This is a genomic window from Streptomyces bohaiensis (assembly GCF_012033785.1).
Lineage (GTDB): Bacteria > Actinomycetota > Actinomycetes > Streptomycetales > Streptomycetaceae > Streptomyces > Streptomyces bohaiensis.
Genome location: NZ_JAAVJC010000007.1, coordinates 28,848 through 53,014, shown reverse-complemented (window position 1 = coordinate 53,014; position 24,167 = coordinate 28,848). Strand labels below are relative to the sequence as shown.

General features: G+C 73.4%; 21 protein-coding genes and 1 pseudogene. All 22 read left to right on the top strand.

Annotated features, from left to right (window positions below; genetic code table 11):
* Positions 1-1,080 (top strand): annotated as a pseudogene (locus HCN52_RS02220) (hypothetical protein); the annotation flags it as partial.
* Between the two features lie 140 nt (positions 1,081-1,220).
* Positions 1,221-1,847, top strand: a complete 627-nt coding sequence (locus tag HCN52_RS02215; protein WP_168086619.1) for a sigma-70 family RNA polymerase sigma factor — start codon at positions 1,221-1,223, stop codon at positions 1,845-1,847.
* A 132-nt stretch (positions 1,848-1,979) separates the two neighbouring features.
* The gene (locus HCN52_RS26060) at positions 1,980-2,567 is read left to right on the top strand and encodes a DALR anticodon-binding domain-containing protein (protein WP_168086618.1); all 588 of its coding nucleotides are present in this window, start codon (positions 1,980-1,982) and stop codon (positions 2,565-2,567) included.
* A 338-nt stretch (positions 2,568-2,905) separates the two neighbouring features.
* Positions 2,906-4,297, top strand: a complete 1,392-nt coding sequence (gene lysA, locus HCN52_RS02205; protein ID WP_168086617.1) for a diaminopimelate decarboxylase — start codon at positions 2,906-2,908, stop codon at positions 4,295-4,297.
* A 353-nt stretch (positions 4,298-4,650) separates the two neighbouring features.
* On the top strand, positions 4,651-5,943 hold the full coding sequence (locus HCN52_RS02200; protein WP_168086616.1) for a homoserine dehydrogenase: 1,293 nt from the start codon (positions 4,651-4,653) through the stop codon (positions 5,941-5,943).
* 93 nt (positions 5,944-6,036) lie between these two features.
* Positions 6,037-7,131, top strand: a complete 1,095-nt coding sequence (gene thrC, locus HCN52_RS02195; protein ID WP_168086615.1) for a threonine synthase — start codon at positions 6,037-6,039, stop codon at positions 7,129-7,131.
* A 546-nt stretch (positions 7,132-7,677) separates the two neighbouring features.
* A complete protein-coding gene (gene thrB, locus HCN52_RS02190; RefSeq protein ID WP_168086614.1) occupies positions 7,678-8,616 on the top strand; it encodes a homoserine kinase in 939 nt (312 codons plus the stop codon).
* A gap of 454 nt (positions 8,617-9,070) precedes the next feature.
* Entirely contained in the window at positions 9,071-11,056 is a 1,986-nt protein-coding gene (gene rho / locus HCN52_RS02185) for a transcription termination factor Rho (protein WP_168086613.1), read from the top strand.
* A 236-nt stretch (positions 11,057-11,292) separates the two neighbouring features.
* Positions 11,293-12,396, top strand: coding sequence for an LCP family protein (locus HCN52_RS02180; RefSeq protein WP_168086612.1), 1,104 nt, complete (start codon positions 11,293-11,295; stop codon positions 12,394-12,396).
* A 182-nt stretch (positions 12,397-12,578) separates the two neighbouring features.
* On the top strand, positions 12,579-12,797 hold the full coding sequence (rpmE, locus tag HCN52_RS02175) for a 50S ribosomal protein L31 (protein WP_168086611.1): 219 nt from the start codon (positions 12,579-12,581) through the stop codon (positions 12,795-12,797).
* A gap of 233 nt (positions 12,798-13,030) precedes the next feature.
* Complete coding sequence (prfA, locus tag HCN52_RS02170) at positions 13,031-14,101, top strand: peptide chain release factor 1 (RefSeq protein ID WP_168086610.1); 1,071 nt, start codon at positions 13,031-13,033, stop codon at positions 14,099-14,101.
* 107 nt (positions 14,102-14,208) lie between these two features.
* On the top strand, positions 14,209-15,090 hold the full coding sequence (prmC, locus tag HCN52_RS02165; RefSeq protein ID WP_168086609.1) for a peptide chain release factor N(5)-glutamine methyltransferase: 882 nt from the start codon (positions 14,209-14,211) through the stop codon (positions 15,088-15,090).
* A gap of 29 nt (positions 15,091-15,119) precedes the next feature.
* Positions 15,120-15,767 (top strand): L-threonylcarbamoyladenylate synthase, encoded by a 648-nt coding sequence (locus tag HCN52_RS02160; RefSeq protein ID WP_168086608.1) that lies wholly within the window; start codon positions 15,120-15,122, stop codon positions 15,765-15,767.
* Between the two features lie 29 nt (positions 15,768-15,796).
* Positions 15,797-16,465: an arsenate reductase/protein-tyrosine-phosphatase family protein gene (locus tag HCN52_RS02155; RefSeq protein ID WP_168086621.1), complete on the top strand. Its 669-nt coding sequence runs from the start codon at positions 15,797-15,799 to the stop codon at positions 16,463-16,465.
* 124 nt (positions 16,466-16,589) lie between these two features.
* Complete coding sequence (locus HCN52_RS02150) at positions 16,590-18,026, top strand: MraY family glycosyltransferase (RefSeq protein ID WP_168086607.1); 1,437 nt, start codon at positions 16,590-16,592, stop codon at positions 18,024-18,026.
* A gap of 230 nt (positions 18,027-18,256) precedes the next feature.
* Complete coding sequence (locus HCN52_RS02145; RefSeq protein WP_168086606.1) at positions 18,257-18,700, top strand: Cg1360 family ATP-synthase-associated protein; 444 nt, start codon at positions 18,257-18,259, stop codon at positions 18,698-18,700.
* 255 nt (positions 18,701-18,955) lie between these two features.
* Entirely contained in the window at positions 18,956-19,783 is an 828-nt protein-coding gene (atpB, locus tag HCN52_RS02140) for a F0F1 ATP synthase subunit A (protein WP_168086605.1), read from the top strand.
* 104 nt (positions 19,784-19,887) lie between these two features.
* Positions 19,888-20,124: an ATP synthase F0 subunit C gene (gene atpE / locus HCN52_RS02135; RefSeq protein ID WP_167932497.1), complete on the top strand. Its 237-nt coding sequence runs from the start codon at positions 19,888-19,890 to the stop codon at positions 20,122-20,124.
* Between the two features lie 43 nt (positions 20,125-20,167).
* Positions 20,168-20,704 carry a F0F1 ATP synthase subunit B gene (locus HCN52_RS02130; RefSeq protein ID WP_167968295.1) on the top strand — a complete coding sequence of 179 codons (537 nt, stop codon included), beginning with the start codon at positions 20,168-20,170 and terminating at the stop codon, positions 20,702-20,704.
* Entirely contained in the window at positions 20,701-21,528 is an 828-nt protein-coding gene (locus tag HCN52_RS02125; protein WP_168086604.1) for a F0F1 ATP synthase subunit delta, read from the top strand. Before HCN52_RS02130 ends, HCN52_RS02125 begins: the two co-directional genes overlap by 4 nt.
* A gap of 132 nt (positions 21,529-21,660) precedes the next feature.
* Positions 21,661-23,232, top strand: a complete 1,572-nt coding sequence (gene atpA, locus HCN52_RS02120) for a F0F1 ATP synthase subunit alpha (RefSeq protein WP_168086603.1) — start codon at positions 21,661-21,663, stop codon at positions 23,230-23,232.
* A gap of 2 nt (positions 23,233-23,234) precedes the next feature.
* Positions 23,235-24,167 carry a F0F1 ATP synthase subunit gamma gene (locus HCN52_RS02115; protein ID WP_168086602.1) on the top strand — a complete coding sequence of 311 codons (933 nt, stop codon included), beginning with the start codon at positions 23,235-23,237 and terminating at the stop codon, positions 24,165-24,167.

The following is a 24,167-nucleotide window of genomic DNA, read 5'->3' as shown; positions in this document are numbered from 1 at the left end:
CGCGCGGACCGTGCACCGGAGCCCCGCGGGGCCCGGGGCGCGGAGCACGGGACCACCCCGGCCGCGCCCGGTTCCGAGCAGCGCGCGGTCGGGCAGCACCCGGCAACGGGCACCACCGGAGGAAGCCGTTCCGCTTCCGGCGCGCAGCAGCCGGAGCGGGCGGCTGCGCCCGGCGGCGTCCCCGGCGCCGTCGGCGGACTGCTCGTCCCGTTCGGTGAACTCCTGGCCCCCGTAGGTGAGTTTCTTTCGCCGGTCGCCGACCGTCTCGCCCCGGCGACCGGGGCCGCGGGCTCCGCAGGGGACGGGAGCGACGGTGGCGAACCGAGCGAGCCGACCGCGCCGGGCGCACCGACCGCGCCGGGTGCCGGAGAGACCGGCTCCGAGGGCGAGGCGCGACAGCCGGAGCCGGCACAGCCGCCCACCGGACTGCTCACGCCGGTCCTCGTCCCGGTGGCCGACGCCGCCGGGCTGCGACCCGTCACCGATGCCCTGCGGGTCACCCCCGCCGCGAGCAGCCCTGGAACCACCGCCCCGCCGACCGCGCACCCCACCGAACCCGCCCCGCCGGCGGCGACCTCACCCGAGCAGGACGCCCCAGGCGGAGCGACGACCCCGGGCGGTGCGACCGGCACCGAAGCGGGCGACGGCGAGGGGGACGACGCGGCGGACCGGGGTCCGGAGGCCGCCCCGGCGGAGACGGCCCGCTCGGTCGGCCTGTCCGGCCCGCACGCGGTGGCCGACCTCGCCGCGGCGCACCTCGACACCCTCGGCACCCTGGTGGACGCCGCGGCGGCGCCCGGCCCCGCTCTCGATGGCGCCGCCACCGAAGAGGACCGCGCCGACCGGCGTGACCTCGGCGACCGCGCCTCCGACGGCGGAAACGCACCCGGGGCCGAGTCCACCGTCGTCGGCACCTCGACCGGCATGCCCTGCACGGGATCGCACGGCCCGGTCGGCAGCCGCCCCATCGAGCCGGACGGCCCGGCCCCCGCCACCGACTCCCCCGGCGCCGCCCGGGCGGAGGACCACCGAGCCGCCGGCTACCTGCTGGACGGCCGCGGCCCGCGTCGACCGGGCTGATCACCGGCCCGGCCGCCGTGTCCCCAGGACGCCCCGGCCGTGCCGCACCACCTCCCTCGCGCGCCCACCCCGGGCCGGGGGCCGACCACCCCGACGGTGGCTTCGGCGACCGGCCCCAGCAGGACACTGGAGACCCGGACATGACGGTGCTTCCCGGAACCGACGCCCCCACCGACCGCCCCGCCGCGGACGGCGCCCGCCCCGGCCGCCGCTCGCTGGAGGAGCTGCTGGCAGCCACGGCCCACGGCGACCAGGCGGCCTTCGCCGAGGTCTACGACCGCGTCGCCGGCCGCGTGCTGACGACGGCGCTGGCCGTGGTCCGCGACCGTTCGCTCGCCGAGGACGTGGCGCAGGAGGCGCTGCTCGACGTGTGGCGCAACGCCGCCCGCTACCAGCGGGAGCGGGGCGGGGCCTGGGGATGGGTGCTGCGGATCACCCACCGGCGCGCCGTCGACCGGGTGCGGCACGAACAGGCGCTCACCGCCCGCGAGGAGCGGTTCCAGCGGAGCGACGCCGAGCTGCTGCACGACCCGGTCGCGGAGTACGTGGACCGTGCCGCCGACGGCGAGACGGTCCTCGCCGGACTGGACTCCCTCACCCCGCTCCAGCGGGAGGCGATCACCCTGGCGTACTACGAGGGGCTGAGCTACCCGCAGGTGGCGCGGCAGCTCGACGTGCCGCTGGGAACGGTCAAGACGCGGATGCGGGACGGGTTGAAGCGGCTGCGCGGCCGGTTCGGCCACCTCGGTGCGCGCGGCACGGCGTGACCGGGCGCGGGCGGCTCACGGTGGCGCCGCGCACCGCCATCCCGGCCCGCCATCCCGCGCCCCCACCACGCGTCGACCGCCCCGCCGACGACCGCCGGCCCCGCCGCCCGGCCCCCGCACACGGTGGCCGAGGTGCTCCGGCGTCGCCTGGCGGCCACCCCCGGGGTCGCCGCGGTGACCCCGTCCGGCCCCGGGTTCCTCGACATCGTGCTCGCCGAGGGCGCGCAGGCCGCGCTGCTGGACGAGATCCTCACGCTGCCCGCGCCCGCCGCTCTGCCCGAGGACCCGGCACGGGACGTCCGCGCCTGGCGGGCCGCCTCGGACGACCGTCCCCCGGCCGGTCTCGATCTCCTCACCCAGCGCACCGAGAACCCGCTCTTCCGGGTGCGGTACGCCCACGCCCGCGCGCGTTCCGCCGTGCGCGGCGGGGCGCGGCTCGGGATCGCCCCCGATGCCGCAGCCGCCGAGGAGCTGCGGCACCCCGCCGAGCGCGCCGTGCTGGCGCTGCTGGGGGAGCGGCACCGCGCCGGCTCGGCCGGCTGGCTGGTCCGCCTCGCCGACGCGCACCTCGACGCGACCGCCACCGCCGCCGTCCTGCCCCAGGGACCCGAGAAACCCGGGGCCGTCCACCGCGCGCGGCTGGCCCTCGCCCAGGCCACCGCCACGGTGCTCGCCGACGGCCTGACCCGCCTGGGCATCGGGGCGCCCGACCACCTCTGAGCCGGGCGCCGTGCCGGGCACGGGCCCCGGTCGCCGCACCTCTCGTGCCGACGGTGCCGCCGGTCGCGGGAGTCGTGGGTCGCCGAGGGCTCCGCGCGGCACCGTCCCGTCCCGGCCGGTCCGCCGGACCGACGGACCGACGGACCGGCTCGTGACCGGGCGGCCTCGTCTCCCGTTGCCTCCCCTGACAGCGCCCCGTTGGACCACCCCGACGGCGGACACCACCGCGCGTGCCCGCCTCCGCAACAGCCGCCCTTCCGCACGAACCGCGGACCGCGACCGCGAACTGCGACCGCGGACCGCGACCGCGAACCAGCAAGAAAGCGACAGCAGCAGCCATGAGTCGTTCCGCGCACCCCGCCGGGCCCCGCCACGCCGACGTCCTCCCCGAGGGCCACCACGGCCCGCCCCCGGCCGACCTCAACGAGCTCGACCCCCGGGTCTGGCCCCGCACCGCCCGCCGCGGCCCCGACGGGGCGCTGACCATCGGCGGCGTCGACGTCCGCGCGCTGGTCGAGGAGTTCGGCACCCCCGCCTACTTCCTGGACGAGGAGGACTTCCGCGCCCGGTGCCGCGCCTGGCGCGACGCCTTCGGGCCGGACGCCGACGTCTTCTACGCCGGCAAGGCGTTCCTGTGCCGCGCCGTGGTGCGGTGGCTGACCGAGGAGGGGCTCAACCTCGACGTCTGCAGCGGCGGCGAACTGGCGACCGCGCTGGCCGGCGGGATGCCCGCCGAGCGGATCGCGCTCCACGGCAACAACAAGTCGGCCGCCGAGATCGAGCGGGCGGTCGAGGCCGGCGTCGGCCGGATCGTGCTGGACTCGCTCCAGGAGATCGACCGCGTCGCCGACGCCGCACGCCGGCTGGGCCGACGCCAGCGGGTGCAGCTGCGGGTCACCGTCGGCGTGGAGGCCCACACCCACGAGTTCATCGCCACCGCCCACGAGGACCAGAAGTTCGGTCTGGCGCTGGCCGGCGGCCAGGCCGCGGACGGCGTGCGGCGCGTGCTCGCCCACGACAGCCTGGAGCTGATCGGGGTGCACTCCCACATCGGCTCGCAGATCTTCGACACCGCCGGGTTCGAGGTGGCGGCGCACCGCGTGGTCGGCCTGCTGCGGGAGGTCCGGGACGAGCACGGCCTGGAGCTCCCCGAGATCGACCTCGGCGGCGGCCTCGGCATCGCCTACACCCCGGCCGACGACCCCCGCGAACCACACGAGATCGCGAGGGCGCTCCGCGACATCGTCACCCGTGAGTGTGATGCTGCGGGACTGGCGCGGCCCCGGCTCTCCGTCGAGCCCGGCCGTGCCGTCGTCGGTCCGACCGCGGTCACCGTCTACGAGGTCGGCACCACCAAGGAACTGCCCGGGCTGCGCACCTACGTCAGCGTCGACGGCGGCATGTCGGACAACATCCGGACCGCCCTCTACGACGCCGAGTACTCGGTCGCCCTGGTCTCGCGGACGTCCGAGGCCGCGCCGATGCTGACGCGGGTGGTCGGCAAGCACTGCGAGAGCGGCGACATCGTCGTGCGCGACGCCCACCTGCCCGCCGACACGGCCGTCGGCGACCTGCTGGCGGTACCCGCCACCGGCGCCTACTGCCGCTCGATGGCCAGCAACTACAACCACGTGGCCCGCCCGCCGGTGGTCGCCGTCCGGAACGGGCAGGCCCGGGTGCTGCTGCGGCGCGAGACCGAGGAGGACCTGCTCCGTCTCGACGTGGGCTGACAGCCGGGCGGCGGCCGTCCACCGGCGCCGTGCGCACCACCGGCGCCGGCCCCCGGGCCCGTCCTGTCCCGGGGGCCGCCACCCCACCGGCGTGCGCCCCGGCGGCGCACGACCGCCCCCACCCGGCTCGAACTTCCGTGCCCCGCGGATCGTCCGTCGCACGTCGGCCCGCCGGCCGATGTCCGGCGGGCGGCCGGCGAATCTCGCATACTGACACCGGCGGTGAGGAGCCGCCCCCGGTGGGCGAGACTTGCGGGGGCGGGGAGTGCCGTGGGCCGGACGCCGGTCACGGCGGCGCCCCCGCCGGAAGCGGCGGTACGTGCGGTACGAGAGCGGAGAGAGAAGGTCGGGCGATGACGGATGGGCGGCCGCTGAAGGTGGCGCTGCTGGGGTGCGGAGTGGTCGGGTCACAGGTGGCACGCCTGGTGACGACGCACGCCGCCGACCTGGCCGCCCGGGTCGGCGCGCCCGTGGAACTGGCCGGTATCGCGGTCCGCCGCCCCGGCCGGCTGCGCGAGGGCGTCCACGCCGAGCTGATCACCACCGACGCGCAGGGACTGGTCTCCCGCCCCGACATCGACGTCGTCGTCGAGGTCATCGGCGGGATCGAGCCCGCCCGGTCGCTCATCTCGACCGCCTTCGAGAACGGCGCCAGCGTCGTCACCGCCAACAAGGCGCTGCTCGCCGAGGACGGCCCCTCGCTCTACTCGGCGGCCGAGAAGTACGGCGCCGACCTCTACTTCGAGGCCGCGGTCGCCGGTGCCATCCCGCTGCTGCGCCCGCTGCGCGAGTCGCTCGCCGGTGACAGCGTCAACCGGGTGCTGGGCATCGTCAACGGCACCACCAACTTCATCCTCGACCGCATGGACACCAGCGGCGCCGGCTACTACGAGGCGCTGGAGGAGGCGACCGCCCTCGGCTACGCGGAGGCCGACCCGACGGCGGACGTGGAGGGGTTCGACGCCGCCGCCAAGGCGGCGATCCTCTCCGGGATCGCGTTCCACACCCGGGTCCGGCTGGACGACGTCCACCGCGAGGGCATCACCGAGGTCACCGCCTCGGACATCGCCTCCGCCCGCCGCATGGGCTGCACCGTGAAGCTGCTGGCCATCTGCGAGCGCGCCGCCGACGGCCGGTCGGTGACCGCGCGGGTCCACCCGGCGATGATCCCGCTCACCCATCCGCTGGCCTCCGTCCGCGAGGCGTACAACGCGGTCTTCGTCGAGGCCGACTCCGCCGGCAGCCTGATGTTCTACGGCCAGGGCGCCGGCGGGGTGCCGACCGCCTCGGCGATCCTCGGCGACCTGGTCGCCGCCTGCCGCAACAAGGTGAGCGGCGCGCGCGGCCCCGGCGAGTCGGCGTACACCATGCTCCCGGTCAGCCCGATGGGCGATGTCGTCACCCGGTACCACATCAGCCTCGACGTGGCGGACAAGCCGGGTGTGCTGTCGCAGGTGGCGGCGGTCTTCGCCGACCACGGCGTCTCCATCGACACGGTGCGGCAGCAGGGCAAGGACGGGGAGGCGTCGCTGGTCGTGGTCACCCACCGCGCGCCCGACGCCGCGCTCACGGCGACGGTCGAGACGCTGCGCGGCCTGGACACCGTCCGGGGCGTCGCCAGCATCATGCGGGTCGAGGGCGAATGACCCGCCGCGCCGCCCGTCCGGGCGGCGTGCGGTAGGAACACCGGAGAGTCCGGGGGCTCGGGAAGCCGGAGAGTCAGGGAAGCAGTGGACGTCATGGAAGCACAGCAGACCACCACCAGCCGCCAGTGGCGGGGAGTCATCGAGGAGTACCGCGAGCGGCTGCCCGTCTCCGCGACGACGCCCGTGGTGACACTGCGTGAGGGCGGTACTCCGCTGGTGCCGGCGCAGGTGCTCTCCGAGCGCACCGGCTGCGAGGTGCACCTGAAGGTCGAGGGGGCCAACCCCACCGGCTCCTTCAAGGACCGCGGCATGACCATGGCCATCTCGCGTGCCAAGGAGGAGGGGGCGCAGGCCGTCATCTGCGCCTCCACCGGCAACACCTCGGCCTCGGCCGCCGCCTACGCGGTGCGCGGCGGGATGGTCTGCGCGGTGCTGGTGCCGACCGGCAAGATCGCGCTCGGCAAGATGGGCCAGGCGCTGGTCCACGGCGCCCGCATCCTGGAGGTCGACGGCAACTTCGACGACTGCCTCGACCTCGCGCGGGGCCTGTCGGAGAAGTACCCGGTGGCGCTGGTGAACTCGGTCAACCCCGCCCGCATCGAGGGCCAGAAGACCGGCGCCTTCGAGGTGGTCGACATGCTCGGCGACGCGCCCGACATCCACGTGCTGCCGGTCGGCAACGCCGGCAACATCACCGCCTACTGGCGCGGGTACCGCGAGTACGCCGACACCAGCTCCCCGCTGGGCGCGCCCGCCTCGCGCACGCCGCGGATGTGGGGTTTCCAGGCGTCGGGCTCCGCGCCGATCGTCCGGGGCGCGCCGGTGCGCAACCCCGCCACCCTGGCGACCGCGATCCGCATCGGCAACCCGGCGTCGTGGACCCAGGCGGAGGCGGCGCGCGACGAGTCCGGCGGGATCATCGACGAGGTGACGGACCGGGAGATCCTCGCCGCGTACCGCCTGCTCGCGGCGCAGGAGGGCGTCTTCGTGGAGCCCGCGTCGGCGGCGTCGGTGGCCGGCCTGCTGAAGGCGGCGGCGCGCGGCGATGTCGACCCCGGGCAGCGCATCGTCTGCACGGTCACCGGCAACGGGCTCAAGGACCCGGACTGGGCGGTCGCCGGTGCGCCGCCGCCCATCACGGTGCCGGTGAACGCCGACGCCGCGGCGGAACGCCTCGGCCTGGCCTGACGCCTCGCCGGGGGCCGTGCCGACGGGGGTTCACCACCCCGCCGCCGCACGGCACTCCGGCGCGAGTGCCCCGCGGGCGCACCGGCTCCGGCAGGGTCGACACGGGCATCGCCCGAGGTGCACCCTCTGCGGACGGCGGCGCGGCCTTCGGTAGGCTGGGCCGCGTTCCGGCAGGCCGGAGCGGTTTCACCCCGGGGGCCGGTTCCCGACCGGCAGGCCCGTGGCATGCCGCTCCCGCACGCGTGGGGAGGGCGCCGCAGTCGCGGGCCCGAGCGCCCACCGCCCCCAGCGGGCGGGCGTCTGCACCGTCCCCGACGGCGGTCGGTCGGGACCGTCCGGGGCCGGGCCCCGAACACCGCGCCGCACGGCGCCGTCGGTGACGACGACGGACCCGGGCGGCCGCCGTTCGGAGCTCGCCACGGCGGAGCCGCCCCCGGCACCGGTGCGGCGGGTCCCTTCCTGGCCGCGTCCCGCGGCCACCACCCCTCGGCCGTCCCCGGCAGTCGCCGCGGGACGTCCGGAACCAGCAAGGAGAGTCGTCGAGCGATGGCGCACCCCGCATTCCGTGCCGCGCCCGTCCGGGTGCGCACGCCCGCCACCAGCGCCAACCTGGGGCCCGGCTTCGACGCCCTGGGTCTGGCGCTGGGGCTCTACGACGACGTGGTGGTCCGCGTTGCGGAGTCCGGCCTCCACATCGACATCGCGGGGGAGGGCGCCGACACCCTGCCTCGCGACGAGCGGCACCTGATGGTGCGCGCGATGCGCGCGGCGTTCGACGTGCTGGGCGGTCAGCCGCGCGGGCTGGAGGTGGTGTGCGCCAACCGCATCCCGCACGGGCGCGGCCTGGGCTCGTCCTCCGCGGCGATCTGCGCCGGGCTGATGGCGGCCCGGGCCGTGACCAGCGGTGGCGAGGCCCGTCTCGGGGAGCGTGCGCTGCTGGAGCTGGCGTCCGAGATCGAGGGCCACCCCGACAACGTGGCCGCCTGCCTGCTCGGCGGCTTCACCATCGCCTGGTCGGACGGGGGTGCGGCGCGGGCGGTGCGGTTGGAGCCCGACGCGACGATCGCGCCGGTCGTCTTCGTCCCGGCCCAGCCGCTGCGGACCGAGACGGCGCGCGGACTGCTCCCGCGCTCCGTCCCCCATGTCGACGCGGCGATGAACGCGGGCCGGTCGGCGCTGCTGGTGGAGGCGTTGACACGCCGTCCGGAGCTGCTGCTGCCGGCGACCGAGGACCGGCTGCACCAGGAGTACCGTGCGGCGGCGATGCCCGGGAGCGTGCAGCTCGTCGCACGGCTGCGGGACGAGGGCGTGCCCGCGGTGATCTCCGGCGCCGGGCCGACCGTGCTGGCCCTGGTCGGCGACGCGGAGGCGGACCGGGTGGCGCGGCTGGCCGGCGGGGACTGGGCCGCCAACCGGCTGGAGCTGGACGCCGCGGGGTCGAGCGTGCTGCCGCTCGCCGCCGGCGCCGGTGCCGAAGCGGGGTGAGAATCCGCCGTCCCGGTGTGAGCGGGGCGCCCGGGTGGGCATGCATGAAGAGCATGGAGAGGGGGGAATACCGGCAGTATCCGGTAGTGTTAATCTCAGGTCTACACGTACCGTCCCTGCGGATCACTCCGAGGGGTGGCCGTCGTGGTATCCGCGGCGGCGTCGTCCCCGGGGCACCCCGGGCGGCACGGTACACCGGGGTCCCGTCCTCAGGGGCCGCGTCTTCTTCCGGGAGCTCCCTCTGCCTCAGCAGCCTGCCTGGCAGAGCTCGGCACGCTCCGGATCCGGTACGACGGTCACATCGGCCATTCCGTACTTTTTCGAACCGTTCTCACCGCCGCCATGAGCAGGCGGACCACCGCCCCGGCCGGTCCATCAGACGAGACCGCAGCCGGACAGCACGACCGGTCGCCGAGCCAGACAGGCCGACGTCCGCTCCAGGGAAGGACCCTTCGTGAGCGACACCACCGATCTGATGGGCGCGAGTGCCGACAGCGCCGACAAGACTGCCGGTGCTGCCCCCGCGTCCGTGACGGACAGTGCTGCCAAGGCGCCGCGCCGTCGGCGTTCCGGCACCGGCCTCGACGGCATGGTGCTGGCTGAACTGCAGCAGGTTGCCTCCGGCCTCGGCATCAGGGGCACCGCGCGGATGCGCAAGAGCCAGCTGATCGAGGTCATCAAGGAGAAGCAGGGCTCGGGCGGCGCGCCCGCCGAGTCCGCGCCCGCCGCGGAGGCACCCGCGGCGGAGAAGCCGAAGCGGCGTGCCACCTCCCGTGTGCGCACCGACGCCAAGGCCGCGACCCAGGCCGAGGCCCCCGCGCGCTCCGAGGGCGACGAGGGCGTGAAGGACTCCGCGCAGGACTCCGCCCCGGCCGCCAAGGAGAAGGAGTCCGCCAAGGACGCCGGCCAGCCCACCAAGTCCGAGGGCGCGAAGGGCGATTCGCCCCGCGCTGACGGTTCGTCCAAGGAGGACGGCGGCGAGCGGCAGGGCAAGCGCGAGCGGCGCGGCAAGAACGCCGGCCAGGGCGGCCAGAACCAGCAGGGCGGCGGCCGCGGCAACCGCGACGGCGGCAACCGCGACGGTGGCGGCCGGGGCGACGGCACCCGGGGCGACAACCGCGACGGCGGCGGTCGGGGTGACGGCAACCGCGGCGGCAACCGCGACGGCCGCGGCGACGACGGCAACCGCGACGACGACTTCGAGGGCAGCCGCCGCGGCCGCCGTGGCCGCTACCGCGACCGCCGGGGCCGCCGCAGCGGCGGTCGCGAGGACTTCAACGAGCCGCAGGTCGCCGACGACGACGTGCTGATCCCCGTCGCCGGCATCCTCGACATCCTCGACAACTACGCCTTCGTGCGGACGTCCGGCTACCTCCCGGGCCCCAACGACGTCTACGTCTCCCTCGCCCAGGTCCGGAAGAACGGCCTGCGCAAGGGCGACCACGTCACCGGCGCGGTCCGGCAGCCCCGTGACGGCGAGCGCCGCGAGAAGTTCAACGCGCTGGTGCGGCTGGACTCCGTCAACGGCATGGGCGCCGACTCGGGCCGCGGGCGCGAGGAGTTCAACAAGCTCACCCCGCTGTACCCGCAGGAGCGGCTGCGGCTGGAGTGCGAGCCGGGCTCGCTCACCCCGCGGATCATCGACATGGTCTCGCCGATCGGCAAGGGCCAGCGCGGTCTCATCGTCGCGCCGCCCAAGACCGGCAAGACGATGATCATGCAGTCGATCGCCAACTCGATCACCCGCAACAACCCCGAGTGCCACCTGATGGTCGTGCTCGTGGACGAGCGGCCCGAGGAGGTCACCGACATGCAGCGGTCGGTGAAGGGCGAGGTCATCTCCTCGACCTTCGACCGCCCGGCCGAGGACCACACCGTCGTCGCGGAACTCGCCATCGAGCGCGCCAAGCGCCTGGTGGAGCTGGGCCACGACGTGGTCGTGCTGCTGGACTCCATCACCCGCCTGGGCCGCGCCTACAACCTGGCCGCCCCCGCCTCCGGGCGCATCATGTCCGGTGGTGTGGACTCCACCGCCCTGTACCCGCCGAAGAAGTTCTTCGGCGCGGCCCGGAACATCGAGGACGGCGGCTCGCTGACCATCCTCGCCACCGCCCTGGTCGACACCGGCTCCCGCGCGGACGAGGTGATCTTCGAGGAGTTCAAGGGCACCGGCAACATGGAGCTCAAGCTCGACCGGAAGCTCGCCGACAAGCGGATCTTCCCGGCCGTGGACGTGGACGCCTCCGGCACCCGCAAGGAGGAGATCCTGATGGGCGCCGAGGAGCTGGCGGTCGTCTGGAAGCTCCGCCGGGTGCTGCACGCCCTGGACCAGCAGCAGGCGATCGAGCTGCTGCTGGACAAGATGAAGCAGACCAAGTCCAACGCCGAGTTCCTGATGCAGATCCAGAAGAACACCCCCTCGCCGAGCAGCGGCGACTGACCGCCGCGCCGCGGCGCCCGTCCCGTCGGGCCCGCGGCGCGCCGGTACCACGTCCGGGGCCGCCCCACCACCGCTGGTGGGGCGGCCCCGTCGTCGTCCCCCGTTCGCCGTAGTGCGGGGCTGCCACGGGCGGCGGCCGATCCGCGAGCGGGCCACAATCGGGTGATTCGGGCCGCCCCGTGCGGCGCCCCGTCGGCCCCTGCCGGGGCGGGCGTACCCGAGACGAGGCGGTGACCATGGCGCAGCAGTTCCCCACCTGGGGTCCGCGGCCTCCGCTCCGCCGCCGACGGGTCGGCCGCCGGCGCCGGGCTGCCTACGCGGCGACCGGGGCGCTGCTGGCTCTCCTGTTGCTGGCGGGTGCCGCCGCGGGCGCGCTGTACCTCCGGTTCGACGGCAACATCTCCGAGATCGACATCGACGCGGCGCTCGGCACCGACCGCCCGGAGGACGAGCCGGGGGAGTCCCTCGACATCCTGGTGCTGGGCTCCGACAGCCGCGAGGGCGAGAACGAGGTCTACGGCCGCCAGCAGGGGGGACCCCGCGCCGACACCGCGATGGTGGTGCACCTGGCCGAGGACCGGCGCGGCGGGACGGTCGTCTCCATCCCCCGGGACACGCTGGTCCACCGACCGGCCTGCCGCGACGCGGACGGCGAGGAGGTGCCGGCCGCGGACCGGGTCATGTTCAACGAGGCGTTCGCGGTCGGCGGGCCGGTCTGCGCGGTGAAGACCGCCGAGGCGATGACCGGGGTGCGGATGGACCACTACGTCGAGGTCGACTTCCGCGGCTTCGAGAAGATGATCGACGCGCTCGGCGGCGTCGAGGTGAGCCTCGACCGGCCGTTGCGTGACCCCGACAGCCACCTGGACCTCGCGGCGGGCGACCACCGGCTGGACGGCGAGACGGCGCTGGCGCTGGTGCGGACCCGCAAGAGCCTGGGGGACGGAAGCGATCTGGAGCGCATCCAGCTCCAGCACTCCTTCATCCGCGCGCTCGCGCAGGAGGTGAGGAACGTCGGGGTGGTCGGCGACCCGCGGCGGCTGTACCGCCTCGCCGACACCGCCACCGGGGCGGTCACCACCGACAGCGCCCTTGCCTCCGTGTCGGAGCTGACGGCGCTGGCGCGGCGGCTCGGCGACGTGGAGCCCGAGCGGCTCCAGACGGTGACGCTGCCGGTCGGCTACGACCGCGCCGACCCCAACCGGGTCGTACCGCTGGAGCCGCAGGCGACCGGTGTGTGGGACGCCCTGCGAGCGGACGTGCCGGTGCCGGAACACCTCACGGAGGGCTCCGACGCGGAGCCCGGGGGCGAGGCGGAGCCGCCGGCCCTCAGCGGCTGACCCGCAGCCCCCGGCCGGTCGGCGGGCGCCGTTCCGGCGGCCGGTCGGCGGTGGAATACCGGGCGCCCGGATCACGTTTTGGCTGTCACGACCGGTCCTGGCAGACTGGTGCGTCGGCCCCGGTTCACGCGACGCATTCGGCGGAGCGACCCGGAGCCCTCCCGTGACACCAAGGAGACACCGTGAAGCGCGACATCCACCCGGAGTACGTGGAGACCCAGGTCAGCTGCACCTGCGGCGCCTCGTTCACCACTCGCAGCACCGTCAGCAGCGGCAGCGTCCGTGCCGACGTCTGCTCCGAGTGCCACCCGTTCTACACCGGCAAGCAGAAGATCCTCGACACCGGTGGCCGGGTGGCCCGCTTCGAGGCGCGGTTCGGCAAGAACGCCGCCAAGAAGTAGCGCACGGCACGCCGGCTCGGCCGCTCCCCGCGAGGGGGCGGCCGGACCGGCGTTTTCCGTACGGTGCCGCGGGTCCCCCCCCGGCGGCACCGCCGGGCCCGGACCGCCCCCGCAGCCGCGTCGGCGCGCGGCGGCCCCGCCCCGTCCGTGGTGCCGGCGCCCCGCGCCGGACAGGCCACCCCACCAGCGATCCGCAGCAGCGGACGACACCAGCGTCCCGGGAGCCACCGATCATGTTCGAGGCGGTCGAGGAACTCATCGGCGAGCACGCCGACCTCGAGCGGCAGCTCGCAGACCCCGATGTCCACGCGGACCAGGGGCGTGCCCGCGCCATGAGCAAGCGCTACGCCGAACTGACGCCCGTCGTGGCCGTGTACCAGGAGTGGCGCGGCTGCCGGGACGACATCGCGACCGCGCGGGAACTCGCTGCCGAGGACCCGGAGTTCGCGGGTGAGGTCAAGGAGCTGGAGGCCCACGCGGAGGAGCTGACCGAGCGGCTGCGGCTGCTGCTGGTCCCGCGCGACCCGGCGGACGACAAGGACGTGATCCTGGAGATCAAGGCGGGCGCCGGGGGCGACGAGTCCGCCCTGTTCGCCGGCGACCTGCTGCGGATGTACCTGCGCTACGCCGAGCGCACCGGCTGGCGGACCGAGATCATCGACGCCACCGAGTCGGAGCTGGGCGGCTACAAGGACGTGCAGGTCGCGGTGAAGGCACGGGGGCGCACGGAGCCCGGGCAGGGCGTCTGGGCGCGCCTGAAGTTCGAGGGCGGCGTCCACCGGGTGCAGCGGGTCCCGGCGACCGAGTCGGCGGGCCGCATCCACACCTCCGCCGCCGGGGTGCTCGTCACCCCCGAGGCCGAGGAGGTGGAGGTCGAGGTCAACCCCGCGGACCTGCGGATCGACGTCTACCGCTCCTCCGGCCCCGGCGGGCAGTCCGTCAACACCACCGACTCCGCGGTGCGCATCACGCACCTGCCGACCGGCGTCGTCGCCTCGTGCCAGAACGAGAAGAGCCAGCTCCAGAACAAGGAGCAGGCGCTGCGCATCCTGCGTTCCCGACTGCTGGCGGCCGCCCGCGAGGAGGCCGAGCGGGAGGCGTCCGACGCCCGCCGCAGCCAGGTGCGGACCGGGGACCGGTCCGAGAAGATCCGCACCTACAACTTCCCGGAGAACCGGATCTCCGACCACCGGGTCGGGTTCAAGGCGTACAACCTCGACCAGGTGCTCGACGGCGAGATCGACGCTGTCATCCAGGCGTGCGTGGACGCCGATTCCGCCGCCCGCCTCGCCGAGGACCGCTGACCGCGGGCTCGGGCCCGCGGTGCCGACCGGCCCGGGGCCGGGCACCGGCCGCCGCACGCGCGGCGGCGTGAGAAACGAAGGGACACGGTGAACGTAGGGTGGGTTCCGTGACTCCGACCTCCCCGCCGCCCCGCTCGCTGCTGCTCGCCGAAGTGGCCCAGGCCACCCAGCGGCTGGCCGCCGCGGGGGTCGCCAGCCCCCGGTTCGACGCCGAGGAGCTGGCGGCGTTCGTGCACGCCACCGACCGCGCCAAGCTGCACCTGGTGGGCGACGGCGACTTCGACGCCCGCTACTGGGAGGCGGTGGCCCGGCGGGAGGCCCGCGAACCGTTGCAGCACATCACCGGCCGCGCCTTCTTCCGCTACCTCGAACTCCAGGTCGGCGCCGGGGTCTTCGTGCCGCGGCCCGAGACGGAGTCCGTCGTCGGCTGGGCGATAGACGCGGTCCGGGCGATGGACGTGGCCGAACCGCTCATCGTGGACCTGTGCACCGGCTCCGGCGCCATCGCGCTCGCCCTCGCCCAGGAGGTGCCGCGCTCCCGCGTCCACGCGGTGGAACTGGACGAGGACGCCCTGGGCTGGGCCCGCCGCAACGTGGCGAACACCGCCGAGGGCTCCCGCGTCACCCTCCACCACGGCGACGCGCTCACCGCGCTGCCCGAGCTGGACGGGCAGGTCGACCTCGTGGTCTCCAACCCGCCCTATATCCCGCTCACCGAATGGGAGTACGTCGCGCCCGAGGCGCGCGACCACGACCCGGAGCTCGCCCTGTTCTCCGGCGAGGACGGCCTGGAGACCATCCGGGGGCTGGAGAGGACCGCGCACCGGCTGCTGCGCCCCGGCGGCATCGTCGTCGTCGAGCACGCCGACACCCAGGGCGGACAGGTGCCCTGGATCTTCACCGAGGACCGCGGCTGGGCGGACGCGGCGGACCATCCCGATCTCAACAACCGACCCCGGTTCGCCACGGCTCGCCGGGTCACCCGCTGACGCGGGGCGCATCGAAGGAGCACGCACCGATGCCACGGCGCTACGACTGCACCGACGCGGCGGACCGCAAGCACGGCCTGCGGGAGGCCGTCTCCGCCATTCGCCGCGGGGACCTGGTCGTCCTGCCCACCGACACCCTCTACGGGGTGGGGGCGGACGCCTTCAACAAGCGCGCCGTCGGGGACCTGCTGGAGGCCAAGGGCCGCGGCCGCAACATGCCGTCCCCGGTCCTGGTGGGCTCGCCGAACACGCTGCACGGCCTGGTCACCGGCATGACCGACAGCGCGTGGGAGCTGGTCGACGCCTTCTGGCCCGGCGGTCTCACCCTTGTCGCGCGGCACCAGCCGTCCCTCACCTGGGACCTCGGGGAGACCCGCGGCACGGTCGCCGTCCGGATGCCGCTGCACCCGGTGGCGCTGGAGCTCCTGAAGGACTTCGGGCCGGTCGCCGTCTCCAGTGCCAACCTCACCGGCGAGGCGGCCCCGCAGAACTGCGACGCCGCGCAGCGCATGCTCGGCGACTCCGTCGCCGTCTACCTCGACGGCGGGCCCACCCCCAGCGACGTTCCCTCCTCCATCGTCGACATCACCGGGGACGTGCCGGTGCTGCTGCGGCCCGGGGCGGTGAGCGAGGAGGAGCTCCGCTCGGTGGTACCCGATCTGGAGACCCCCCATTGACCGCGGCTGCCAGTGACGCGGACGCGGGCATAGCCGCGTTCCGGCCTCCCGAGGCCGACCAGGTCTTCCGGATCCTGCACGTCTCCACCGGGAACGTGTGCCGTTCCCCGATCACCGAGCGGCTCACCCGGCTCGCCGTCGTCGAACGGCTCGGGTCGGACGCCGGCCTCGTGGTGGAGAGCGCCGGGACGTGGGGCCATGTCGGCGCGCCCATGGAGGCCCACGCCGCGCAGGTGCTGGACGAGTTCGGCGCCGACACCGCCGGGTTCACCGGGCGGGAGCTGCTCGACGAGCACGTCATCCGGGCGGACCTGGTGCTGACCGCGACGCGCGACCACCGGGCGCAGGTGATCTCGATGGGCCACTCGGCGGGGCTGCGGACCTTCACCCTCAAGGAGTTCACCCGGCTGGTGCGGGTGATCGACATGGGGAAGCTGCCGGACGCCCGGGAGCCGGGCGGGCTGGTCATCCGCGCCCGGGCGCTCAGCCGTGCCGCTGCGGCGCTGCGCGGCTGGCTGGCGGCGCCCACGGCAGAGGCGGACGAGGTGCAGGACCCGTACGGCGCGCCGATCCCGTACTTCCGCAGCGTGGGTGAGGAGATCCGGTCGGCGCTCGATCCGGTGGTCACCGCCATCACCGGGGTGCCGGGGCCGCCCGCCGCGGACCGCCGGGGGTGGGCGCCCCCTCACGGGCGGTGACGGCGGGGCGGCTCGGTGCGCCCGCCGCGGCCGCCGGCCGTCCGCGGCAGGTGGGAGCGTGCGGGCGGTCCGCCGTCTGGAGCTAGGGTGTGGGCCTTGAGGTCCGAATCACACAGGGGAGCCCGTGCGCGAATACCTGCTGACGCTCTGCGTGACAGCGGCCGTGACGTATCTGCTGACCGGTCCGGTGCGGAAGTTCGCGATCGCCGTCGGAGCCGTGCCGCAGATCCGCGCACGGGACGTGCATCGGGAGCCGACACCGCGGCTGGGCGGGATCGCGATGTTCGGCGGGCTCTGCGCCGGTCTGCTGGTCGCCTCGCAGCTCACCAACATCGGTGAGGTCTTCACCTCCTCCAGCGAACCGCGGGCGCTGCTCGCGGGCGCCGGCCTCATCTGGCTGCTGGGTGTGCTGGACGACAAGTGGGGCGTGGACGCCCTGGTGAAGCTGGGCTGCCAGATGATCGCGGCCGGCGTCATGGTGATGCAGGGGCTGGCGATCCTCTGGCTGCCGATCCCCGGGGTCGGGGTGGTGGCGCTGACGCCGGTGCAGTCGATCCTGCTGACGGTCGCCCTGGTCGTCGTCACCATCAACGCGGTCAACTTCGTCGACGGGCTGGACGGACTCGCCGCCGGCATGGTGTGCATCGCCGCGGCGGCGTTCTTCCTCTACACCTACCGGCTCTGGTACGGCCACGGCGTGGAGGCGGCGGCGCCGGCCACGCTGTTCTCCGCGGTGCTGATCGGCATGTGCCTGGGCTTCCTGCCGCACAACATGCACCCCGCGCGGATCTTCATGGGCGACTCGGGATCGATGCTGCTGGGTCTGGTGATGGCGGCCTCCGCGGCGTCGGTGACCGGCCAGGTCGACCCGGACCGGTTGAACCTCTTCACCGGCTCCGTGCGCCAGACCGTCCACGAGATGGTGCCGGTCTACATCCCGCTGCTGCTGCCACTGACCATCATTGCGGTGCCCGTCGCGGACCTGCTGCTGGCGGTGGTGCGGCGGACCTGGAACGGGCAGTCGCCGTTCGCGGCGGACCGGGGGCACCTGCACCACCGGCTGCTGGAGATCGGCCACAGCCACAGCCGGGCGGTGCTGATCATGTACTTCTGGTCGGCGCTGATCGCCTTCGGCACCCTCGGGTTCACGGTGCAGGGCGAGAGCATGCTGGTGGTCTCGATCATCGTGCTGCTCAGCACGGTCGGGCTGGTCCTGCTGCTGCTGCCGCGGTTCACCCCCCGGGTCCCGCTGTGGGCGCAGCGGCTGGTGCCGCCGCGCTACCGCAGACCGGAGCCGACGCTCTCCGCGGACCGCGAGGAGGCGGTGGGGAAGGGGCTCAGCGGCGCGACGGCGGTGGGGGAGCGACGGCGGTTCACCCGGCGTCCCCCGGCCCGGCGCGGCGGCGCGCACCCCGCCGTGCGCCCGGCGCACTCCGAGGGCGCCCAGAAGCACTCGGCGGCCGACGAACCGGCCGCGGGGGAGCGCCGCGAGGAGTCGGAGACCGGCGCTCAGGGGGGCCACCGGAGCGTTTCCGGCGGCTCCGCGCGGCGGGGCTCGTGACCCCGGTGGCCTGCGCCTGCGTGCCGGTCGGACACACCACCGGGGTCCCCCGGACGGACGTCAACCGATGGGGCCGCTGTTACCCCGACCGTGTGAGTTCCTGCACACGAACTAGGTAAAGACCTCATCAAATAGTTTGTGATAGCGTTCACGTAGTCCCGATGGAGCGCGTCTCGCTCTTGGGGCTCCCCGTCAACGAAGACCCCTGACGCCTGCCGGAGAACCACTTCATGCAGCCCAACGACGCCCGGATCCTCCGCGGCGCCGCGCTCTTCACTGCCGTGGCCGGTGCGATCGCCCTCGTGGCGGCCACCGCGCTGCGCGGGTCCGAGGGGGCGGTGAGCGTCGGCCTCGGCGTGCTCGTCGGAGCTCTCTTCTTCGCGTCCGGGCAGTTCGCCCTGGCCAAGGTGGTCCACCACCGGCCCGATCTGCTCATGGCGGCAGCGGTCTTCGTCTACACGACGAAGATCCTCCTCCTCCTGGTCCTGCTGGTCGTCCTGCGGGACGCCTCGTTCCTGGACGGTCAACTCTTCGCCGCGGGAGTCTTCGTGGCGATGGTGTCCTGGCTCGCGGGTCAGATCCAGGGAAACCTGAAGGTCAAGACCCCCTACGTGGTGACCGACCAGGACACCGCCACCACCGCGCGCGGCACCGACGACAAGGCCACCGACTGATGTCGGGCGCCGTCGGCGCCGCCCTTACGGGGGGCGGCATACGCGGGTCCACCCCGGACTGCTATCGTCCGTCGCCGGAGCCTCGGCCGATGTCGGCACGCGCGCTGCACGGGACAGCCGCGCGTTCCCCCCGGACTCCCTTGGGGCGGCGTGGCGTTGCAGCCGGCCGGCTCCTCATCCCGTCACCCACCCAGTCCAGTGCCGTTCCGTGGCACGCCGCCACGCCCACACGCGAGGTAGCCGTATCCATGCGTCATGCCGAAGGAGCTCGCGGTGAATAGCGACCAGACGCTCGCCTTCGAGACCGACTGCCATCTCTTCCAGGACTGCGGCTACCCCGCTCCTTCGCTCTGGTCGTTCCAGTTCGAGCCGATCTTCAGCATCGGCGGCTTCGACTTCAACAAGCCGGCGCTGCTCGCGATCCTCGGCTCGCTGCTGGTCGTCGGCTTCTTCTGGGCGGCGTTCGGCAACGCGAAGGTCGTCCCGGGCAAGCTGCAGATGGTCGCCGAGGTCCTCTACGACTTCGTGCGCACCGGGATCGGCCGCGCGGTCATCGGCAAGCAGGCCGAGTCCTTCGTCCCGCTGCTGGTCACGCTGTTCTTCACGGTCTGGATGTTCAACCTCTGGGCCATCGTCCCGGTCGCCCAGCTGCCGGCGTCGTCGATCATCGCCTACCCCATCGCGCTCGCGCTGGTGGTCTGGGTCACCTACATGACGGTGACCTTCAGGACGAACGGCTTCGTCGGCGGTATCCGCAACCTCTGCGTCCCGGGTGGGCTGCCGAAGCCGATCTACGTGATCGTCACGCCGATCGAGCTGCTGTCGAACGTCTTCCTGCGGCCCTTCACGCTCGCCGTGCGTCTGTTCGCCAACATGTTCGCCGGCCACGTGCTGATCCTGGTCTTCCTCATCGGCGCCTGGTACATGCTCGGCACCGTCGTCGGCACCTTCTTCGCCTTCGGCTCGCTGTTCATGACCCTGGTGATCACGGTCTTCGAGCTCTTCATCCAGGCGCTCCAGGCGTACGTCTTCACGATCCTCACCGCGACCTACATCTCGGGCGCGCTGGAAGAGCCGCACTGACCCGGTTCTTCTGACCGACCCGACGGGGGCCCTCGCGGCCCCCGGCCGCCAGACGACCGGTGGACACATGTCCACCGGCCTACCACAGAGAAGGAACCACGGACATGTCCGCTGCTTTCGAGACCCTCGCCGCCGTCAACGGCAACATCGGCACCATCGGCTACGGCATCGGCGTCATCGGTGCCGGTATCGGTGTCGGTTACATCTTCGGCAACGGCGTGCAGGCCATCGCCCGCCAGCCCGAGGCCGCCGGCCTCATCCGTCAGAACATGCTCCTCGGTGCCGCCCTCGTCGAGGCGCTGGCCCTGATCGGCTTCGTCACCCCGTTCATCTTCAACTGACGGGTCCTCCCCCCGAGCCGTTCACGACGAAAGGTCCACCATGATGATTCAGCTGGCCGCCGACGGGCCGCAGAGTCCGCTGCTGCCCGTCTGGCCTGAGATCGTCATCGGTCTGATCTGCATCGGTGTCGTCTACCTCGCCTTCCACAAGAAGCTCCTCCCGGCCATCAACAAGGCGCTGGACGAGCGGCGGGAAGCCATCGAGGGCGGCATGGAGAAGGCTGAGGCCGTCCAGGCCGAAGCGCGGCAGACCCTTGAGGAGTACCGCGCGCAGCTCGACGACGCCCGGCGGGACGCCTCCCGACTGCGTCAGGAGGCCCAGGAGCAGGGCGCCACGCTGATCGCCGAGATGCGGGAGGAGGGCCAGCGCCAGCGCGAGGAGATCATCGCCGCCGGCCACGCCCAGATCTCCGCGGAGCGTCAGCAGGCGGCCGAGGCCCTGCGCCAGGACGTCGGCAAGATCGCCATCGACCTCGCCGGTCGGCTCGTCGGGGAGTCCCTGGAGGACCACGCCCGTCAGAGCCGCACCATCGACCGTTTCCTCGATGACCTCGAGGAGAAGGCCGAGGCGGGCCGATGACCGGTGGAGTGAGCCGCGAGGCGCTGGTCGCCGCGCGGGGACGGCTGAACACCCTGGTGGACTCCACCGGTGTGGACGCCACCTCCCTGGCCGACGACCTGGCGCAGGTCACGGCGCTGCTGGACCGCGAGGTCTCGCTGCGCCGTGTCCTGACCGACCCCTCCCAGCCGGGAGAGGCCAAGGCCGAGCTGGTCGGCCGCCTCCTCGGCGGCCAGATCAGCGGCGAGGCCGTCGACCTGGTCTCCGGCATGGTGCGTGCCCGCTGGTCCACCTCGCGTGACCTGGTCGACGCGATGGAGGAGCTGGCGGACACCGCCGACCTGATCGCGGCCGAGGGCGCCGGGACGCTGGACTCGGTGGAGGACGAACTCTTCCGGTTCGGCCGCATCATCGCCGGGGCCCCGGAGCTGCGCGCCACGCTCAGCGGCAAGGACTCCGGCGAGGCGCTGCGCTCCGCGCGCACCGGTCTCGTCGAGCGGCTGCTCGGCGGCCGTGTGGCGCCCACCACCCAGCGGCTCATCGCCCGGCTCGTCCTCCGCCCGCGGGGACGTAGCCTGGAGGCGGGCCTGGAATCGCTGTCCCGGCTGGCAGCGGAGCGGCGCAACCGCTCGGTCGCCGTCGTGGTCTCGGCGGTTCCGCTCAGCGACGGGCAGAAAAGCCGGCTCGCCGGGGCGCTCGGCCGGATGTACGGCCGGGACATCCAGCTGAACCTGGATGTGGACCCCTCGGTGCTCGGCGGGATCTCCGTGCGGATCGGGGACGAGGTCATCCACGGCACCGTCGCCGACCGCCTCGACGAGGTCCGGCGCCGGATGGCCGGCTGAGCGCGATCGTCCTGCCGGCCCGTGCGCGGGCCGGCGGATAGCGCGCCCTACCAACTCAAGAAGCAGTGTTCAGCGGCCCGAGTTGGGCCGTACGAAGACTTACGGTCCCAACAAGGAGAGCAGGGAACCCAGATGGCGGAGCTCACGATCCGGCCGGATGAGATCCGGGACGCGCTGGAGAATTTCGTCCAGTCGTACACGCCGGACGCCGCCTCGCGCGAAGAGGTCGGCACGGTCAGCGCTGCCGGTGACGGCATCGCGAAGGTCGAGGGTCTTCCCTCGGCGATGGCGAACGAACTTCTGAAGTTCGAGGACGGCACCCTCGGCCTCGCCCTCAACCTCGAGGAGCGCGAGATCGGTGCCGTCGTGCTCGGCGAGTTCAGCGGCATCGAGGAGGGCCAGCCGGTGCAGCGCACCGGTGAGGTGCTCTCCGTCGGTGTCGGCGAGGGCTACCTGGGCCGGGTCGTCGACCCGCTGGGCGCCCCCATCGACGGTCTCGGCGACATCGAGACCTCGGGCCGCCGCGCGCTGGAACTGCAGGCCCCCACGGTCATGCAGCGCAAGTCGGTGCACGAGCCGATGGAGACCGGCTACAAGGCCGTCGACACCATGACGCCGATCGGCCGCGGCCAGCGCCAGCTGATCATCGGCGACCGGCAGACCGGCAAGACCGCCCTCGCGGTCGACACCATCATCAACCAGCGCGACAACTGGCGTTCCGGCGACCCGAAGAAGCAGGTCCGCTGCATCTACGTCGCCATCGGCCAGAAGGGCTCCACCATCGCCTCGGTGCGCGGTGCCCTGGAGGAGGCCGGCGCGCTGGAGTACACCACCATCGTGGCGGCTCCCGCGTCCGACCCGGCGGGCTTCAAGTACCTCGCCCCCTACACCGGCTCGGCCATCGGCCAGCAGTGGATGTACGAGGGCAAGCACGTCCTGATCATCTTCGACGACCTGTCGAAGCAGGCCGACGCCTACCGTGCCGTCTCCCTGCTGCTGCGTCGCCCGCCGGGGCGCGAGGCCTACCCGGGTGACGTCTTCTACCTGCACTCCCGCCTGCTGGAGCGCTGCGCCAAGCTCTCCGACGAGATGGGTGCCGGTTCGATGACCGGTCTGCCGATCGTCGAGACCAAGGCCAACGACGTCTCGGCGTTCATCCCGACCAACGTCATCTCCATCACCGACGGCCAGTGCTTCCTGGAGTCCGACCTCTTCAACGCCGGGCAGCGCCCCGCGCTGAACGTGGGTATCTCGGTCTCCCGTGTCGGTGGCTCCGCCCAGCACAAGGCGATCCGCCAGATCACCGGTTCGCTCCGTGTCGACCTGGCCCAGTACCGGGAACTGGAGGCGTTCGCCGCCTTCGGTTCCGACCTGGACGCCGCGTCGAAGTCGGCCCTGGAGCGCGGCAAGCGGATGGTGGAGCTGCTCAAGCAGGAGCAGTACAACCCCTTCCCGACCGAGCACCAGGTCGTCTCCGTCTGGGCCGGCACCAACGGTCTGATGGACGACATCCCGGTCGGCGACATCCGCCGCTTCGAGCGGGAGCTCCTGGACCACCTGGGCCGCGAGGAGAAGGACCTTCTCACCTCCATCCGCGAGGGCCAGAAGATGTCCAAGGACACCGTCACCGCCATCGGCGTCGCGGTGAACAAGTTCAAGCAGCAGTTCGAGACCTCGGACGGCCAGCTCCTGGGCGAGGGCTGAGCATGGGAGCCCAGGTCAAGGTCTACAAGCGGCGGATCAAATCCGTCACTGCGACCAAGAAGATCACCAAGGCGATGGAGATGATCGCCGCCTCGCGCATCATCAAGGCCCAGCGCAAGGTGGAGGCCTCCTCCCCGTACGCCGAGGAGCTGACCAACGCGGTCACGTCGGTGGCCTACGCGGCCACCGACGTGAAGCACCCGCTGACCACGGAGGCTGCCCGGCCGACGCGGGCGGCGCTGCTGCTGATCACCAGCGACCGCGGTCTCGCCGGCGGGTACTCCAGCAACGCCCTCAAGGCGGCGGAGCACCTCACGGCGGAGCTGGTCGCCGAGGGCAAGCAGGTCGACCACTACGTGGTCGGACGGAAGGGCGTCAGCTACTACACCTTCCGTGAGCGTCCGATCGCCGACTCCTGGACCGGCTTCACCGACAGCCCGGAGTACTCCGACGCCAAGGCCGTCGCCGCGCCGCTCATCGAGGCGATAGAGCGCGACACGGCCGACGGCGGGGTGGACGAGCTGCACATCGTCTTCACCGAGTTCCGCTCGATGATGACGCAGACCCCGGTCGAGCGCCGGATGCTGCCGCTGACGTTCTCCCGGAGCGCCGAGGACTCCGCTGCCGTGTTCGCGCAGGGTGTCGAGGCCCGTCCGCTCTACGAGTTCGAGCCGGGCCCCGAGCAGGTGCTGGACGCGCTGCTGCCGCGTTACGTGGAGAGCAGGATCTACAACGCGCTGCTGCAGTCGGCCGCCTCCGAGCACGCGGCCCGCCGCCGGGCGATGAAGTCGGCGACCGACAACGCCGAAGACCTCATCAAGTCGCTGACGCGGCTTGCGAACGCGGCCCGCCAGGCCGACATCACCCAGGAAATCAGCGAGATCGTCGGCGGTGCGTCCGCCCTGGCCGACGCGACCGCGGGGAGTGACAGGTAA

Bases quoted from the DNA above. Each gene is read 5' to 3' on its own strand.
- HCN52_RS02145 (WP_168086606.1), top strand. From the start codon at position 18,257: ATGCAGCCCAACGACGCCCGGATCCTCCGCGGCGCCGCGCTCTTCACT.
- HCN52_RS02200 (WP_168086616.1), top strand. From the start codon at position 4,651: ATGACGGATGGGCGGCCGCTGAAGGTGGCGCTGCTGGGGTGCGGAGTG.
- HCN52_RS02115 (WP_168086602.1), top strand. From the start codon at position 23,235: ATGGGAGCCCAGGTCAAGGTCTACAAGCGGCGGATCAAATCCGTCACT.
- HCN52_RS02215 (WP_168086619.1), top strand. From the start codon at position 1,221: ATGACGGTGCTTCCCGGAACCGACGCCCCCACCGACCGCCCCGCCGCG.
- HCN52_RS02160 (WP_168086608.1), top strand. From the start codon at position 15,120: ATGCCACGGCGCTACGACTGCACCGACGCGGCGGACCGCAAGCACGGC.
- atpA (WP_168086603.1), top strand. From the start codon at position 21,661: ATGGCGGAGCTCACGATCCGGCCGGATGAGATCCGGGACGCGCTGGAG.
- HCN52_RS02130 (WP_167968295.1), top strand. From the start codon at position 20,168: ATGATTCAGCTGGCCGCCGACGGGCCGCAGAGTCCGCTGCTGCCCGTC.
- HCN52_RS02180 (WP_168086612.1), top strand. From the start codon at position 11,293: ATGGCGCAGCAGTTCCCCACCTGGGGTCCGCGGCCTCCGCTCCGCCGC.
- atpB (WP_168086605.1), top strand. From the start codon at position 18,956: ATGCCGAAGGAGCTCGCGGTGAATAGCGACCAGACGCTCGCCTTCGAG.
- atpE (WP_167932497.1), top strand. From the start codon at position 19,888: ATGTCCGCTGCTTTCGAGACCCTCGCCGCCGTCAACGGCAACATCGGC.
- HCN52_RS02125 (WP_168086604.1), top strand. From the start codon at position 20,701: ATGACCGGTGGAGTGAGCCGCGAGGCGCTGGTCGCCGCGCGGGGACGG.
- prfA (WP_168086610.1), top strand. From the start codon at position 13,031: ATGTTCGAGGCGGTCGAGGAACTCATCGGCGAGCACGCCGACCTCGAG.
- lysA (WP_168086617.1), top strand. From the start codon at position 2,906: ATGAGTCGTTCCGCGCACCCCGCCGGGCCCCGCCACGCCGACGTCCTC.
- thrB (WP_168086614.1), top strand. From the start codon at position 7,678: ATGGCGCACCCCGCATTCCGTGCCGCGCCCGTCCGGGTGCGCACGCCC.
- thrC (WP_168086615.1), top strand. From the start codon at position 6,037: ATGGAAGCACAGCAGACCACCACCAGCCGCCAGTGGCGGGGAGTCATC.